Below are 16,150 nucleotides of genomic sequence, written 5' to 3'. Positions count from 1 at the left end.
GTTCCGCTGCATTGTCGAGCAGGTAAGTGTCGTCGCCTTTGCCGCCCACGAGTGTGTCGATGCCGGTTTTACCGTCGAGAAGGTTATCCCCGTCATTGCCGGTAATGACGTTGTTGGCGGCGTTGCCCGTGAGGCTGATCGCCAGATTTCCCGTAGCAGATGCGTCCAGATCTTCCAGGTTGGCGCCCAGTGTCACTGCGGCAGTACCGGTGAAATTAACCAGCCGATCAGCACTCAGTTTGAGCAGGTCGTGATCACCTTCACCGGCTTTTTCGGTAATAACGTCTTCCAGTACCAGTGTCGCTTTACTGCCAATACCTTTGGCCAGCAGGTCGACAATGTAAGTGTCGTTGCCTTTGCCGCCGATCAGTGTGTCGATGCCAGCGCCGCCGTTTAGCGTGTCGTCACCTGCGCCTGCAGTCAGGATATTATTGGCGCTATTGCCCAGCAGCACGTTGTCTAGCTCGTTGCCACTGCCGTTGATTGCGGCAGTGCCGGTCAACGTCAGGTTTTCCAGATTGGCACCCAGGGTCCAGTTCATTGAAGATCTGACGGTGTCATTCCCTGAGTCAACTCCTTCGATGACCTGATCTTTGGGATTGTCGACGATGTAAATGTCGTTCCCTGCACCGCCCACGAGTACATCAGCACCGATACCTCCATCCAGAATGTCATTGCCTGCACCACCGTCGAGGGTGTCGCTGCCTGTGCCACCTGTGAGCGTGTCATTACCTTCTTCACCACTGATTATTATCGGGCTCGCGCCTGTCCAGATGACGGTGTTGTCGTTAATGTCGCCAGTCAGGGAGGTGGAGTTGCCATTGGCGTCGAAACGCTGACTGTGGATGTCGCCAGAAATATTATTGTTATTACCGTCGCGCTCTGAAGATAACTCTTCCCAGGTAATCACGAAGCCGCCGTCATCAGTGGCGTTTACTACTGGGAACAAGTCGTCATCATCACTGGTGACCAGCATTTGCGCACCGACTTTGACGCCGTTCTTATCGTAGATTTGCGCATACAGATTGGCATCGCCCGTGCGGCTCACCTCGTCTGAGGTAGCCCAGGTAATCACGTAACCGCCACCTTTTAGAGCCGTAATCGCAGGCTCGCCCTGGATCTCTTTGGTCGCGGTATTGACCAGTGTTTCGCCGCCCAGCTTCACGCCTTTGTCGTTGTAGCGCTGCATGTAAACATTACCGGTTACGGCTTCGCCATTTTTATAAATGACGCTGACCCACGTCACCACCATAGACCCGTCGTTGAGGGTGGTGATGTCGGCGCCATACTGCTCGCCAGCCGTTGAGGTGTTGACCAGAACGGTTTTGCCGTCCAGCGCGCCTGTGGCCGTGTAGCGTTGCAAGTAAATGTCGATATTGCCGGTGGATTCGGTTTCCCGTTCCCACGCGATTACGAAGCCACCATTGGCGAGGTTGGTAATGCTGGGTTCTTCAGCATAAATCGCGTTGTCTTTGGTTTGCGTATCGACGGGTATCGGTTGGCTCAGTGGCAGGTGAGTAACTGAATCGAATATCTGCATGAAAAGCTCGGAGCCGATGGTCTCGAAACCGTTCTGCGTCAGCTCTTCTGCCCAGGACACGACAATGTTGCCGTTAGCCAGAACATCCAGTGCTACGTCCTCGAAGTTCACGTTTGAACTGTCATCGGTCGGCACGATTGTGATCTGCGTTCCAATTTCCACGCTGTCATTGTCGAATTGCTGCACGGTCAATGTCTTGCCAGACGTCGTCCATCCAACCACGTAACCGCCGCTGTCGGTCGCGGCTACGGTCGGATTGATACCCAGAACATTGTTTGAGTTGGAATCAAGCAACAGGCGATTGTTGAGCAAATCATGGTCTTTATCGTATTGCTGAAGATGAATCTGCCCGGCCTGTTCCCAGACCACTACATAGCCTCCGTCACTCAATGAGGTCGAGTTGGGCTCCATCGAGACGACTGCGCCGGTTTCGTTGTCATTCTTGCCATCACTGACGGTGATGGTCGCACCATCGCCAAACACCACTTTTTCGATGCTTACCAAAGTGGTGTTCTGTGTAGCCTGGACGACCACATTGCCTTGGCCATCCTTTGTAAACGTGTAGCCGGATGTGTTGATCAACCCTGCCGTGTCCGTCCCTGCGGCACCATCTAGAGTAACGTCATCAGTACCATTCCAGTTCAGGGTATTGTCGGTGTCGTCGCCTGTGATCACAGTAGTAGCGGAGCCCACTGGCACGTTATCCGGGCTAACCTTCTGGACGTGAATCTCTTTGCCGCCAGTACTGGGGTTATACGTGTCCCAACTGACAACTACAGTGCCATTGGCCGTTACGCTGATCACCGGCGTGTCCTGCAATTGCTCGTTGGCAGTTGCTGCGCCGATTTGTACCGGCGATAGATCTATTTTGTTGCCGTTGGCGTCGAAGCGCTGAATAAATACACCGGCACCGCCTTGTGCGAATTCATTCCATGCAACGACATAGCCGTCGTTATCAGGCAAGGATGCAATCGTGGAGCCGTTGATGGACAGGGTGCCAACGATTTCTACAGGCGCACCGACAGGTTTGAATTCAGTGTCGTAGAGTTGGGTCACGATGACCCGGTTCGGTGTGCTCGTGCCTTGAGTGACCTGGCTGAAAACGTAGCCACCGGTCACTGGCGTTATGTCGAAATAAGAAGCGTTGCCGAAGGTGCTGGTCAGCGTCTCCAAAGTCTGGGCAGAGCCAGCAACCGTTTTGCCGTTGGCGTCCACCTGGCTGATCTGGAACCTGGCGGTATAGGTAGGCTGATTACCATTGATCCCATCGTTGTAATGCTGGGTTGTGTACGTCAGCCAGTAACCGCCATCGCCTCTTGGAAGGACGGTTATATCGTCTGCCTCACCCAGATTTTTGTCGCTGTTGACTAATGTTTGTACGGCACCCGGCTTGCCATTGGTGTAAACCACTGCCTTGATAACAGACAAGTCCCGCTCTTCAGCGCCTGATTGATCTTCGTGGGTCTCGCCCCACGTCACGATATATTTGTTATCGGCCAATACGGTGACCTGCGCATCTTCCAGTTCAAACCCGGCGCTGGCGACTTTTATCGCGGCTCCGCTGCTGGTGCCGCTGGCATTGAACAGTTGGGTGAAAACCGTTGATGTATCCGTGGCGTCGTTTTCAGATGTCCACGACAGGATGAACTGACCGTCGGCCAAGGCAGTCACGGACGGATCGTCCGCGTTAGGCGTGAAGATATTGGTGCTCTGCATAACATCGCCGTTGGCCGCGTACCGCTTGACCACTATGCCTTCAAAGCTGTCGTCATCGACGGACCATGCGATGACGTAACCACCATCGCTTAGTGAGGTTGAATTGGGGCTCTCCAGGTTGCCCTTGGCTAATGTTGTGTCGATTTCACGGGTAGCCGTTACGGTGCCATCGTTGAATTGTGTGACGCGTTGGCTGTAATCCCCATCATCTGCTGCGACGACCGATCCTCCCTGAGCAGTTATGACAATGCTCTCACCATCATTGCTGAATACGTAATTTGCTTGATTCCCTGCAACTGTCGTCGTTGTGCTCATGATCCATTTCCCTGAAGCATAGAAGGCGCGGCCAGTGACCGTGATGATGTGAAAAAGGGGGAAGGTTGCCGAGCAGCAGTCTTGCTAGACGTGGAAGGCGGCATTTGTATCAAAAACTTACGGCTTTATATCAATCTGGATTCCGCATGGCAATACGCCATCCTGACAGGGGTGAGAGCTCCTCAGGACGCGTGTTATCAGTTGCATATCAGAGGGTTATATTTTTACACAGGGGGGCGGCTCTTGTTGGGGGCTGCGCCAGCGTATTTGGCTCATTGATCGCCAGGTTTTTGCAGAGCAGCGCGGCACCAGCGACACCTTGAGCCACGTTCAGCCCGTGTTAAGGAATTTTCAAGGGCTACCATGCTCTAATCCCGTCACAGGTCCGCGGACTTGCTGTTCATAGAATTCAGGAGCTTCTCCATGTTTATCTCGCGTCGTTTGATCGTTGTCGCCACTGCTGTGGCCATGCTCTCCGGGTGTGCGTCGCAGAATCCGTATGACAATCAGGGCCAGGCGCAAAGCTCTGGCGGAGTCAGCAAGACTGCGAAATACGGTGGTCTGGGCGCATTGGCGGGCGCGGTAGCGGGGGCGGCCATCGATCACAATAATCGCGGCAAGGGGGCCTTGATCGGTGCCGCCGTAGTGGGTGCCGCGTCAGCCGGTTACGGTTACTACGCTGACAAGCAGGAAAAGGCACTGCGCGAAAGCATGGCCAACACGGGTGTCGAGGTTCAGCGTCAAGGTGATCAAATCAAGCTGATCATGCCTGGCAACATCACGTTCGCAACCGACTCTTCGGCCATCGCCAGCAGCTTCTATTCGCCGCTGAACAATCTGGCCGGGTCACTGAAGCAGTTCAACCAGAACAACATCGAGATTGTCGGTTACACCGACAGTACCGGTTCTCGTCAGCACAACATGGACTTATCCCAGCAACGCGCTCAAAGCGTGAGTACATACCTGACGTCGCAGGGCGTTGATCCTGCCCGTCTGTCGGTGCGTGGTGCGGGCCCTGATCAACCGATTGCCAGCAACGCCGACGTCAATGGCCGTGCCCAGAACCGTCGCGTTGAGGTCAACCTCAAGCCGATTCCGGGTCAGCAATATGAGCAATACCAGCAGTAATCCAAAGCGGGTATTGATGACCGTTTGACCCTCATAGCGCAAATAGTAATGCTTCCTATTTGCGCTATTTCATTAAAGCTTTTATCCTTGCGCTCCGAGCGGCTGACGCCTTGTCACTGACAGGTAGGTCCAGCCGCCAGCAGCATGGATGAAACGGATGAACTGGAACGGTATCAACTTGCGGTGGGCTTATACCGATCTGTTGCTCAGCCTGAGCCGGCAGACGCGTTGCGTGCACAGCGCCTACGATATTCTTCACGACGCCTTCATCCGCTACATGCTGGCCAGCCAGCGAATCACTATCGAGCAGCCCAACGCCTACTTGCGCCGTGTTGCGCATACCGTGCTGATCGATCACTACCGCGACGCCTCTCGGTACCTGCCCCTTTACGATGATGACGGTGCATGCCTGACGCATGACAACGTAAACGAAGAGTTCGCGCCATCAGCCGAGCACCTCGCTGATTTGCAGCAGCGTCTGGAAGCCTTGCAACGCATTCTGGATTGCCTGCCGCCGCGTTGCCGTGAAGTGTTCTGGCTGGCCCGTATCGAGGGTCACCGCCAGGCGCATATTGCCAGCCTGCTCAATATAAGCCTGAGCATGGTTGAGCGGCACCTGATGCGTGCCTTGCTCGACCTGCGAGCCGCCCGCGAAGCACTTTGCCCGTGAGTTCGCCCCGGGAGCAGGCGGCGCGCTGGTTTACCCGTTTGCTCGACGTCCCTGAAGATCATCCTGATCGCGCACGCTTCGAAGTATGGCTGCGTGCGGATTCCCAGCACCGGGTTGAATATCAGGCCTTCTGCGAGTTGTGGGGCGATTTCACCTCAACCCGTAAAACCCAGTCGCTGGCCCAGTCCATGGAAAAGCGCAGAAGTCGCCGCAGCTTCATGCGCACCGGCTTGCTGGGGCTGAGCGGTTTACTCGTCGCCGGTCTGGCGTGGCGGTACGGCAGTCGCAGCGGGGCTTACGAACAACAGTTTTTTACGCGCCGTGGCGAGCAACTCAAACAGCGTTTACCCGATGGCAGCGAGATTGTTCTGGGGGCCAATACTCGTGTGCAGGTGCGCTACGAAGGGCTGCAGCGGCAGGTTTTCCTGATGCAGGGCGAAGTGATTTTTGACGTGGCCCATGCTGCCGACCGGCCGTTTATCGTAGACGCAGGGCTGGCGCGGGTAACGGTGCTGGGCACGCGTTTTGTGGTCAACAGGCTTGATGATCGTCTGCGGGTCAGCGTCGAGCGGGGCAAGGTCCAGGTCGACGGTAACGCAGCGAGTCTGCAACTGACTCAGGATCAAGTGGCCGAAATTCGGCGCGACCAGCCACTGCAACGCCTGGTCATTCCCGCGACCAATGCGTTTGCATTCGAGCGTGGCCGATTGATCTTCACGCAGGCGGATCTGGCCGAGATCGCTGAAAGCATTTCTCGCTATCGCGAACAGCCGGTACGCAGTATCGCGGGCAAGAAATCACCGTTGATCACGGCAGTCGTGCAGCTTTCCGACATCGACAGCTTCCTGTCGGCATTGCCGATAATCGCGGCCGTCGAGGTTGAGCAGAGTAACGGCGTTACCCAGCTACGTGCACGATAAGGGAAGGCCGAAAATAATTCTCGTTTGCACATCAGGATTTTTAGCCGTTACCGCGTCATTAGGTATCTGCTGCCTATAACGAGAAACCTCATGTTTTGTCATCCCCTGAAGAATCTTGCGGTTGCCATGTCTCTGGCCTTGGCTGGCCACGCAATGGCTTCGCCGGTTTCCCTTGATCTGCCTTCGCAACCTCTGGCGACATCGCTCAGGCAGTTGGGAGAAAGTGCGGGCCTGACCATTGCGGTCGATGACAGTATTGTCGCCCAGCGCAATGCACCTGCTATCAAGGGTAATCTTGAGCCCCTTGATGCACTCCAGCGTTTGCTCGACGGCAGTGGCCTGACCTATCAACAGCAGGGTTCGACGCTGATCATCTCGCCGCGTAACGATGCAGCCATTGAGCTGGGCGCGACCAGCATTCAGGGGCAGGGCATGGGGGAGGCAACCGAGAACTCGGGTTCGTACACCACCGGCCTGACCAGCGTTGGCTCCAAGACGCCGACCAGTCTGCGTCAGACACCGCAGTCGATTTCGATTGTCAGCCAGCAGCTGATGGCCGATCAGCAGATGACGGATATCAACGATGCGATGCGGGCGACACCGGGCATTACTTTGCAGAACGACACCTACCGGACCTCGTATATTCTGTCCCGTGGTTTCAAGCTGGAAAACTTCCAGCTGGATGGTGCTGCTCCCATGGCGCAGGGCAGTTCGGTGGGAAGTTTCTATTCCTCCAACATCTATGACCTGGCTGAGTTCGACCACATTGAAGTTTTACGTGGCTCGGCTGCCCTGTTCGGCGGAACCGGTGATCCGGGCGGCATCGTCAACATGGTGCGCAAGCGCCCGCTGGATGCATTCCAGCTGAAGCTGACCGCATCCGCAGGCAGTTGGGACAATTACCGTCAGGAACTGGATGTCACCGGCCCCATTGCCTTCGACGGGAAGTTGCGTGGCCGTATGGTGGTTGCCAATACGGATCGACAGTACTTCATCGATAACCGCAGCACGGAAAAACCTCTTGTTTACGGGGTGATGGAAGCTGATGTCACCGAGGACACGATGCTCACTGCCGGATTCCGCTACAACAAGTCTCACGAAAATGGCACGCAAACATCGGTGCCCCGGTATCTGGACGGTTCCGATATTGGCTTGTCTCGCAGCGCCAGCCTCGGCACAAAATGGGGTTATACCGATGTCACGGGCCGTGAGGTGTTTGCCAAGATTGACCACAAGCTTTCGGACGACTGGAAGGTCAATATCTCCTATACCGACCTTTGGGATGTCGGTTATTTCAAAACCTCGACAGTGCTTGGGGTAGGTGTCAATCCTGCGACGGGCGCAGGTTTGAGCTGGAACAGCACGACCTCCAAACAGGAAAACCAGCAGCGGATGTGGGATGTCAATCTGGCGGGCAAATTCGAGCTGTTCGGCCTTGAACACGACGTAGTGGTGGGTGGCGATTACCAAGAAATCAACAGTCGGTGGCTCGGTGCTGCTCGCGTTTCAGGCGGTGCTTTGAATCCCCTGGATCCTGATAGCACACCGTTCCCGGAGCCAGCGGACAACACCAATTACAGCCGTGACTACAATCCCAACGATCAGAAGCAATATGGTGTGTATGGCAGCTTGCGCTTGCAGTTGGCAGAGCCGTTGCACTTGATTCTCGGCGCCCGCGTGCAGCGCTTTAAATTTAATCAGATTTATCAGACTCGAGCGGGAAACACCTGGACAACCCAGTCGGATATTCCCTTGCGCGAACCCACCAAGGTCACGCCTTACGGCGGTCTGGTGTATGACCTCAATGACGAGTGGTCGGTGTACGGCAGTTATTCTGAAATCTACAAGCCACAGGCCAGCTTGCGAGACGGTCAGGGCAACGTACTGGAGGCCATGCAGGGCAAAACATACGAGACAGGCCTGAAAGGCGAATTGTTTGGAGGAAGCGTCAACACCAACGTCGCGTTGTATTACACCACTCGAGAAAATCAGGGCGTCCGTGACCCAGGCTATCCACAAGATGATTTCGATTTTGCAGGCAGTTGCTGCTACGTCAGCAATGGCAAGGTGGTGAGCAAGGGCATCGATATGGAGGTATCGGGTGAAGTCATGCCGGACTGGATGTTGATGGCTGGCTACACCTTCAACATGAACCGCAATAAAGATGCAGATGCGCCACTCAGTACCATGACGCCCAAGCACCTGTTCAAGATGTTCTCGACCTATCGCTTGCCCGGCGTTTTTTCAGATTTCAAGGTGGGGGGTGGTGTAAACCTGCAAAGCTCCAATTACTTCAGTGGCGAGGTTACGTCTAATGGTGCGAAGAATGCCTACGATTTCAGTCAGCCGGGCTACGCCGTGTGGAACGCGTTGGCCGAGTACCGTGTCGACGAGCACTGGACGGTGACCTACAACGCCAACAACATCTTCGACAAAAACTACTATGCGACCGTTGGATCGACGTCCGCCACCAACTGGTACGGCGAACCGCGCAACCACATGCTGACGTTGCGTGGCACGTTCTGGTAATAGAAGTAGGAATACTTATCTGGATCGACGTTTTATCCGCGCTGTCTCGCGGCGCTAATGGACTTGTAGTGACCGGGGGGGCGGTCCACTTTGCTCGCGATAGCGGCCATCCAATGACTGACAGTCCGCTATCGCGAGCAAGCTCACTCCTACAGGGTGTTATGGTTTCGCGTCACCCGGATACTCGCTGTGCAACCGCGCCAACAACTGATCCTTCTCCTCCCACAGCTTATTAATCCACTGCTGGAATTCCAGACGGTATTCGCCGTCCTGATCGTAGTTCTTGCCAATGAAGTGCGGCGGGATCTTGATCTCTTCGAAATGCGCGACTACTTCCCGAACATTGCCGCATAGCAGATCCCAGTAGCCTGGCCGACCCTGCGGGTAGTGAATCGTGACGTTAATGATCGACTCCAGCTGTTCACCCATCGCATCCAGTACAAACGCGATTCCGCCTGCCTTGGGTTTGAGCAGATAGCGGAACGGCGATGACTGCGCGGCGTGTTTGCCGCTGGTGAAGCGGGTGCCTTCAGCGAAATTGAAGATGCCTACCGGGTTATTGCGAAATTTGGCGCAGGTGCGGCGGGTGGTTGCCAGGTCCTTGCCTTGCTTCTCCGGGTGTTTGGCCAGGTAGGCTTTGGAGTAGCGCTTCATGAACGGGAAGCCCAGCGCCCACCATGCCAGACCAATCACCGGCACCCAGATCAACTCCTGCTTGAGGAAAAACTTCAGCGGGCGAATCCTGCGGTTCAGGACGTACTGCAACACCATGATGTCGACCCAGCTCTGGTGGTTGCTGGTCACCAGATACGAGTGTTCGTAATCCAGGCCTTCCAGCCCGCTCAACTGCCAGCGAGTGTGCCCGATCAGGTTCATCCAGCGATTGTTATTGGCGATCCACGCTTCATGAATATGGCTCATCAGCCAGTCTGTCACGCGTTGAGCGGCGGGGAAGGGCAGGCAAAGTTTGAAGATGGCGACGACAAACAGCGGCGTACAACAAACAATGGTGTTGAGCGCCAACAGCAGCGAGGCGATGACGCCGCGCAATGGGGCAGGCAGAAAATCCATACCGGAAGGGCTCCAGAAGATTATTCGGATGCTGTCGCCTGGCAGGCGACAGCACCGTGAGTGTGAGGCAGCAGTGTGTCAGGAAAGGGTGTCGGCCTGAATTGCCGTCAACGCGATGGTGTAGACGATGTCATCCACCTGTGCGCCGCGGGGCAGATCGTTCACCGGTTTGCGCAGGCCTTGCAGCATCGGCCCGATACTGACGCAGTCGGCACTGCGCTGTACGGCTTTGTAGGTGGTATTGCCGGTGTTCAGGTCGGGGAACACGAACACATTGGCGCGACCGGCTACGGCGCTGTCGGGTGCTAATTGCCGGGCGACGTTCTCGTTGGCAGCCGCGTCGTATTGCAGCGGGCCGTCGATCAGCAGGTCGCGCTGAGTCTCCTGCGCGAGTTGGGTGGCCTCGCGGACCTTCTCGACTTCTTCGCCGCTGGCCGAGTTGCCGCTGGAATAGCTGATCATCGCGACCCGCGGTGTAATCCCGAAGGCGACTGCCGAGTTAGCGCTTTGCAAGGCGATTTCCGCTAGCTCGGTGGCGCTTGGGTGCGGGTTCATGATGCAGTCGCCATAGACCAGCACCTGATCCGGGAACAGCATGAAAAACACCGATGACACCAGCGTGCAGCCCGGTGCGGTCTTGATCAGTTGCAGGGCCGGGCGAATGGTATTGGCGGTGGAGTGGATGACACCGGAAACCAGCCCGTCGACCTCGTCCAGCGCCAGCATCATGGTGCCGATCACCACCGTGTCTTCCAGTTGCTGCTCAGCCATCGGCGCATTGAGGCTTTTGCTTTTACGCAACTCGACCATCGGTGCTATGTAACGCTCGCGAATCAGATCCGGATCAAGAATTTCCAGGCCCGGTGGCAGTTCGATGCCTTGCGCCTTGGCCACCGAATGTACTTCTTCCGGCTTGGCCAGCAACACACAACGGGCGATACCGCGTGCGTGACAGATCGCGGCGGCCTGAATGGTCAGCGGCTCACTGCCTTCGGGCAGCACAATACGTTTGTTGGCAGTCTGGGCGCGCTGGATCAGTTGATAGCGGAATACGGCTGGCGACAGTCGCAGTTCTCGCGGGGTCCCACAGCGCTGGTGCAGCCAGTTGGCGTCCAGATGACTGGCGACGAAATCGGTAATGATCTCGGCTCGCTCGCGGTCATCAATGGGGATTTCCTTGTTCAGCTGATTGAGCTGAGTGGCCGTGTCATAGGAACCGGTGCTCACCGACAGAACCGGCAGGCCCGCCTGCAAAGCCCCGCGACACAGTTCCATGATGCGCGGGTCAGGCACGGTGTCGCTGGTCAGCAGCAAGCCTGCGAGTGGCACGCCGTTCATGGCCGCAAGGCTGACGGCAAGAATGATGTCATCACGATCGCCGGGCGTCACGACCAGCACGCCGGGTTTGAGTAATTCCACGGTATTGAGCACGGTGCGGGCGCAGATAATGATTTTCGACATGCGGCGCTGATCGTAGTCACCGGCATTGATCACCTGTGCGCCGAGCAGTTCTGCTACATCGCGGGTACGTGGCGCGTTCAGCTCGGCCTGATAGGGAATGCAGCCCAGCAAACGGAAGTCGCCGCTGCGCAACAGTGGCGAATGCTCTTTGAGCCGTGCGGCGAACGCTTCCATGCTTTCGTCAGTGCGGACTTTATTGAGAATCACCCCCAGGACTTTCGGGTCCTTGGGACCGCCAAACAGCTGAGCCTGCAGTTCGACGCGGCCCGAGAGTTCAGCCAGCACTTCGTTTTCCGGTGCCGAGACCAGAATCACATCCGCATCCAGGCTCTTGGCCAGGTGCAAATTGACCCGGGCCGCATAGCTGGCGTGCCGGGTCGGCACCATACCTTCGACAATCAAGACGTCTTTGCCGACCGCGGCCTGCTGATAGAGGCTGATGATCTCTTCGAGCAGCTCATCCAGTTGACCGTCACCGAGCATCCGCTCCACATGAGAAAGGGCCAGCGGTCGTGGCGGATTAAGGCCGTGCGTACGGGCAACCAGTTCAGTGGAGCGCTCCGGGCCAAGATCACCAGGGTGCGGTTGAGCGATAGGTTTGAAAAAGCCGACTTTCAACCCGGCGCGCTCAAGGGTGCGAACCAGACCCAGGCTGATGGATGTCAGACCCACACCAAAGTCTGTGGGGGCAATAAAGAAAGTCTGCATTCAGGGTTCTCGCTTGAGCAGTACAAGGGCCATGGCGGACGTAAACACGCCATTGACCGGTAAACAGGGCGCTGTCGTTTCGCAGCGTCTCAACGGTGGCTAAGGTTATCGTTATCCGAGGCCTGCGCACACCAGCCACAGCGAAAGCCTTGACCTATTTTTTGCAGGCGCTGGACGGGATCGAGCACCCAGGCACGTGATTGCCAGGGCGGTTGATGGCGCAGGTGTTGTGTGTGTCCGCACGACAACACCGCCACCCAATGGCCCTCTTCGTCCTGCCGGAAATCAGACACCGTCACGTTATTCAATATGGGCCTTCTGCCTCCGTCTGTCAGAGTTGCGTTCGCTTTCGGGCGATGGCTTGGTTAAACTTGATCGTTCTTCAATCTTAAGCAAAGGTCTTGCCCCATGCCGATCGCCGCCAATAAGGCTGTCTCCATTGACTATACCCTGACCAATGACGCTGGTGAGGTCATCGACAGTTCCGCTGGCGGCGCGCCGCTGGTTTACCTGCAAGGCGCAGGCAATATCATTCCTGGCCTGGAAAAGGCACTGGACGGCAAGAACGTCGGTGACGAACTGAAAGTCGCTATCGAGCCGGAAGACGCCTACGGCGAATACTCCGCAGAACTGGTCAGCACCTTGAGCCGCAGCATGTTCGAAGGTGTCGACGAACTGGAAGTCGGTATGCAATTCCACGCTTCCGGCCCTGACGGCAGCATGCAGATCGTCACCATTCGCGACCTGGACGGCGACGACGTCACCGTTGACGGCAACCACCCACTGGCCGGTCAGCGCTTGAACTTCGAAGTCAAGATCGTTGATATCCGTGATGCCAGCCAGGAAGAAATCGCCCACGGTCACGTGCATGGCGAAGGTGGTCACCACCATTGATTTGAGCTGCTAAGCTCAGGTAGCTGAAAAGGCGCCCAGGCAGGTTCTGCGCGAACAACTTGGTTCACGCAGCCTGGTAGGCGCCTTTTTTGTCCGCTGGATTTGAGGGGGAGTGGGTCATGAGTGCGTTTCACGACATTAAATTGAAGGATCTGGATGGTCAGGAGCTTTCTCTGGCGACCTTCAAGGGACGAGTGGTTCTGGTCGTCAATGTCGCTTCAAAGTGCGGGCTGACGCCTCAGTACGCGGCGCTCGAGAATCTCTATCAGCAATACAAGGACAAAGGTTTCAGCGTGCTGGGCCTGCCGTGCAACCAATTTGCCGGACAGGAGCCAGGTTCTGCGCAGGAAATCCAGGAGTTCTGCAGTCTCAACTATGGCGTGACGTTCCCGTTGGGCGAGAAGCTTGAGGTGAATGATCCTCATCGTCATCAGCTTTACCGCTTGTTGGCGGGCGAAGGTGCCGAGTTTCCCGGGGATATCACCTGGAATTTCGAAAAGTTTCTGGTCGGTAAAAATGGTGCAGTACTCGCACGATTCTCGCCGCGCACAACGCCCGATGATCCGGCTGTCATTCAGGCCATTGAGAAAGCGTTGGGCTGATGCCGCGGGGCTTCTGTCTGGGCTTTGATGCTGCATCTGTGGGACTGGCTTTAGCCGGGAAGGCGGTATTCCAGAGCAAGCAGATGCAGGGAGCGTACCGGCCCTTTCGCGAACAAGTTCGCTCCTACCGGTTTGACGCGAGGTCAGTGTTTGCCGCGAGGCAGCGAGCTCCCGAAAGGGATGGGCATCGCTGAGCCGCTTCTCAATCCAGATCACCCAAATCAATAGTGCTGTCACTCGCTTGATGCCGCGCCCTATTCTTGGCGATTCGTAACGATCCCAAGGAGCCTCGCATGCCGGTTAAAGCCCTGTTCAAACCCTTCCGTCTAGGCAGTCTTGAACTGTCGTCGCGTGTTGTCATGGCGCCGATGACGCGCTCTTTTTCCCCCGGTCATGTCCCCAACTCGAAAGTGATCGAGTATTACCGTCGCCGTGCTGCGGCGGGTGTTGGTCTGATCGTCACCGAAGGCACGACCGTCAATCACCACGCCTCCAACGGTTACCCCAACGTCCCCCAGTTCTTTGGTGAGGCGCCGCTGGCCGGCTGGAAGAAAGTCGTCGATGCGGTGCATGCCGAGGGCGGCAAGATCGTTCCGCAACTGTGGCATGTCGGTGCAGTACGTCGTTTGGGCACCGAGCCGGATGCCAGCGTGCCTGCCTATGGGCCTATGGAAAAGCTCAAGGAGGGGCAGGTCGTTGTTCATGGCATGAGCAAGCAGGACATCGATGATGTTATCGCCGCGTTTGCCCAGGCCGCGAAAGATGCGCAAACCATTGGCATGGACGGGGTAGAAATCCATGGTGCTCATGGCTATCTGGTCGATCAGTTCTTCTGGGAGGGCAGCAATCAGCGCAGTGATGAGTACGGTGGCAGCCTGGCCAACAGGTCGCGGTTTGCTATCGAGCTGGTCAAAGCGGTGCGGGCTGCAGTGGGGCAGGACTACCCGATTATTTTCCGGTTTTCACAGTGGAAGCAGCAGGATTACAGCGCCCGATTGGTGCAGACGCCAGAAGCGCTTGGAGAGTTTCTCAAGCCGCTCTCGGACGCCGGAGTAGACATTTTCCACTGCTCGACGCGGCGTTTCTGGGAGCCGGAGTTCGAAGGCTCTGACCTGAACCTGGCAGGCTGGACGCGCAAACTGACCGGCAAGCCGACTATTACCGTAGGCAGTGTCGGGCTGGATGGTGAGTTCTTGCAGTTCATGGTCAACACCGACAAGGTTGCTCAGCCCGCCAGCCTGGAAAATCTGCTCAAGCGTCTGGACGCTGATGAATTTGATCTGGTGGCCGTGGGACGTGCGTTGCTGGTGGATCCGGATTGGGCTGTAAAAGTCCGCGAAGGACGCGAGCAAGACATTCTGCCGTTCAGTCGCGAGGCTCTGAGCACGCTGGTCTAGCGTTTGAGTTTCAACTCGGCACCCCGAAGCGGTTGAGCTTTCGCCGGTTCGGGCGCAGGGCAGGCACTGAGCATTTTCCGTTCGAACAGATCAATAATCGCGCCCCAGCCCTGACGGCTCGCGTGCTGCCGGGCATTGAGACGCACACGCCTCAAGGTTTCGCTGTCTTCCAGCAGCCAGCAGGCCGCATCAATAAAGGCCGCCTCGTCGCCTGGCATGGCCAGCGCGCCGTTATGGCCGTGGCGAATATGTTGCCCTGCCGCAGCCTCGTCATAAGCCACCACGCCCAGCCCCGACGCCAGAGCTTCCAGCACGACATTACCAAAGGTCTCGGTCAGGCTTGGAAACAGAAATACATCCCCTGATGCGTAGTGCTCGGCCAGCGCGTCACCGCGCTGAGTGCCACAGAAGATAGCGTCCGGGAGCTGTTGTTGCAGCGCTGCGCGTTGCGGGCCGTCGCCCACGATCACCAGTTTCAACTGGCGCTGCGGATACTTGCTGCGCAAAGCTTCAAAACTCGACTTGAGCAGACTCAGGTTTTTTTCCGGCGCGAGCCTGCCGACGTGTAGCACGGCGATATCCCCAGCCCCCACTCCCCAACAGTCGCGTAGCGTCTGCGAGCGTTTCGACGGATGAAACAACCCGCTGTCTACGCCTCGTGAAAGCAGTTCGATACGCTCGAAGCCTCTTCTCTCAAGGGCGATTTTCTGGCTGATGCTGGGGACCAGCGTCACTTTCGAGCGGTTGTGGAACCAGCGCAGGTAATGAGTCAACAAACGGTTCATGAAACCCATGCCGTATTGCTGTGTGTACTGCGCAAAGTTGGTGTGGAAGCCGCTGATCACCGTAATTCCCAACCGTCGCGCCGCGCGCAACGCCGAGAGCCCCAGCGGACCTTCAGTGGCGATGTACAGCACGTCCGGTCGCTGCCGCTGCCAACGGCGCAGCAGCTTGTGCATCGACGACTGCCCCCATTGCAGGCCCGGATAACCCGGGATCGGCCAGCCTCGACAGAGCATCAGATCATCGGCGGCCAGCGCTGCATCGTCAGCCTGACGCGGCCGCACCAGTTCAACCCGATGCCCGCGCAGCCGCAGCCCGTCGCACAAACGGCCCAGGGTATTGGCAACGCCATTGATCTCGGGAGCGAAGGTTTCGGTAATTAAGGTGATGTGAAGAATTTGGCTCATGACAGCCAG

Annotated in this window: 11 protein-coding genes and 1 pseudogene; 7 read left to right on the top strand and 5 right to left on the bottom strand. The window is 56.9% G+C overall.

Annotated features, from left to right (window positions below; translation table 11 throughout):
• Positions 1 to 3,571: calcium-binding protein (locus EE949_RS29610; RefSeq protein ID WP_277423361.1), on the bottom strand; the 3,571-nt coding region annotated here is incomplete at its 3' end.
• Between the two features lie 423 nt (positions 3,572 to 3,994).
• Between EE949_RS29610 and EE949_RS01340 the strand changes: the two genes are divergently transcribed.
• The 4 genes from EE949_RS01340 to EE949_RS01325 all read left to right on the top strand — a co-directional run bounded on the left by EE949_RS01340 (position 3,995) and on the right by EE949_RS01325 (position 8,818).
• Complete coding sequence (locus EE949_RS01340) at positions 3,995 to 4,699, top strand: OmpA family protein (RefSeq protein WP_122662241.1); 705 nt, start codon at positions 3,995 to 3,997, stop codon at positions 4,697 to 4,699.
• A 157-nt stretch (positions 4,700 to 4,856) separates the two neighbouring features.
• Complete coding sequence (locus EE949_RS01335; protein WP_122662239.1) at positions 4,857 to 5,369, top strand: RNA polymerase sigma factor; 513 nt, start codon at positions 4,857 to 4,859, stop codon at positions 5,367 to 5,369.
• Positions 5,366 to 6,289: a FecR family protein gene (locus tag EE949_RS01330; protein ID WP_162874374.1), complete on the top strand. Its 924-nt coding sequence runs from the start codon at positions 5,366 to 5,368 to the stop codon at positions 6,287 to 6,289. The genes EE949_RS01335 and EE949_RS01330 overlap by 4 nt, the downstream gene beginning before the upstream one ends.
• Positions 6,290 to 6,379: 90 nt before the next feature.
• On the top strand, positions 6,380 to 8,818 hold the full coding sequence (locus EE949_RS01325; RefSeq protein ID WP_122662237.1) for a TonB-dependent siderophore receptor: 2,439 nt from the start codon (positions 6,380 to 6,382) through the stop codon (positions 8,816 to 8,818).
• 159 nt (positions 8,819 to 8,977) lie between these two features.
• Here EE949_RS01325 and EE949_RS01320 read toward each other — a convergent pair whose 3' ends face one another.
• From EE949_RS01320 to EE949_RS01310, 3 genes and pseudogenes are all read right to left on the bottom strand, one after another.
• Positions 8,978 to 9,889: an acyltransferase gene (locus EE949_RS01320; protein WP_122662235.1), complete on the bottom strand. Its 912-nt coding sequence runs from the start codon at positions 9,887 to 9,889 to the stop codon at positions 8,978 to 8,980.
• 78 nt (positions 9,890 to 9,967) lie between these two features.
• Entirely contained in the window at positions 9,968 to 12,058 is a 2,091-nt protein-coding gene (gene pta, locus EE949_RS01315) for a phosphate acetyltransferase (RefSeq protein WP_122662233.1), read from the bottom strand.
• Between the two features lie 89 nt (positions 12,059 to 12,147).
• A pseudogene (locus EE949_RS01310) lies at positions 12,148 to 12,454 on the bottom strand (DUF3565 domain-containing protein).
• Between the two features lie 12 nt (positions 12,455 to 12,466).
• On the opposite strand from EE949_RS01310, the gene EE949_RS01305 reads away from it, so the two are divergent.
• From EE949_RS01305 to EE949_RS01290, 3 genes are all read left to right on the top strand, one after another.
• A complete protein-coding gene (locus EE949_RS01305; protein ID WP_027899554.1) occupies positions 12,467 to 12,952 on the top strand; it encodes an FKBP-type peptidyl-prolyl cis-trans isomerase in 486 nt (161 codons plus the stop codon).
• A gap of 119 nt (positions 12,953 to 13,071) precedes the next feature.
• Positions 13,072 to 13,554: a glutathione peroxidase gene (locus EE949_RS01300; protein ID WP_122662229.1), complete on the top strand. Its 483-nt coding sequence runs from the start codon at positions 13,072 to 13,074 to the stop codon at positions 13,552 to 13,554.
• 293 nt (positions 13,555 to 13,847) lie between these two features.
• The gene (locus tag EE949_RS01290) at positions 13,848 to 14,951 is read left to right on the top strand and encodes an NADH:flavin oxidoreductase (RefSeq protein WP_122662225.1); all 1,104 of its coding nucleotides are present in this window, start codon (positions 13,848 to 13,850) and stop codon (positions 14,949 to 14,951) included.
• On the opposite strand, the gene EE949_RS01285 is transcribed toward EE949_RS01290, so the two are convergent.
• Entirely contained in the window at positions 14,948 to 16,141 is a 1,194-nt protein-coding gene (locus tag EE949_RS01285; protein ID WP_122662223.1) for a glycosyltransferase family 4 protein, read from the bottom strand. The genes EE949_RS01290 and EE949_RS01285 overlap by 4 nt on opposite strands.
• Between the last annotated feature and the right edge of the window lie 9 nt (positions 16,142 to 16,150).

Source organism: Pseudomonas viridiflava (assembly GCF_900602065.1).
Taxonomy (GTDB): Bacteria; Pseudomonadota; Gammaproteobacteria; order Pseudomonadales; family Pseudomonadaceae; genus Aquipseudomonas.
This window is presented reverse-complemented; position numbering and strand designations above follow the sequence as displayed.

Excerpts from the sequence above, each read along its gene's own strand:
- EE949_RS01340 (WP_122662241.1), top strand. The coding sequence starts at position 3,995 with ATGTTTATCTCGCGTCGTTTGATCGTTGTCGCCACTGCTGTGGCCATG.
- EE949_RS01335 (WP_122662239.1), top strand. The coding sequence starts at position 4,857 with ATGAACTGGAACGGTATCAACTTGCGGTGGGCTTATACCGATCTGTTG.
- EE949_RS01325 (WP_122662237.1), top strand. The coding sequence starts at position 6,380 with ATGTTTTGTCATCCCCTGAAGAATCTTGCGGTTGCCATGTCTCTGGCC.
- EE949_RS01320 (WP_122662235.1), bottom strand. The coding sequence starts at position 9,889 with ATGGATTTTCTGCCTGCCCCATTGCGCGGCGTCATCGCCTCGCTGCTG.
- pta (WP_122662233.1), bottom strand. The coding sequence starts at position 12,058 with ATGCAGACTTTCTTTATTGCCCCCACAGACTTTGGTGTGGGTCTGACA.
- EE949_RS01305 (WP_027899554.1), top strand. The coding sequence starts at position 12,467 with ATGCCGATCGCCGCCAATAAGGCTGTCTCCATTGACTATACCCTGACC.
- EE949_RS01300 (WP_122662229.1), top strand. The coding sequence starts at position 13,072 with ATGAGTGCGTTTCACGACATTAAATTGAAGGATCTGGATGGTCAGGAG.
- EE949_RS01290 (WP_122662225.1), top strand. The coding sequence starts at position 13,848 with ATGCCGGTTAAAGCCCTGTTCAAACCCTTCCGTCTAGGCAGTCTTGAA.
- EE949_RS01285 (WP_122662223.1), bottom strand. The coding sequence starts at position 16,141 with ATGAGCCAAATTCTTCACATCACCTTAATTACCGAAACCTTCGCTCCC.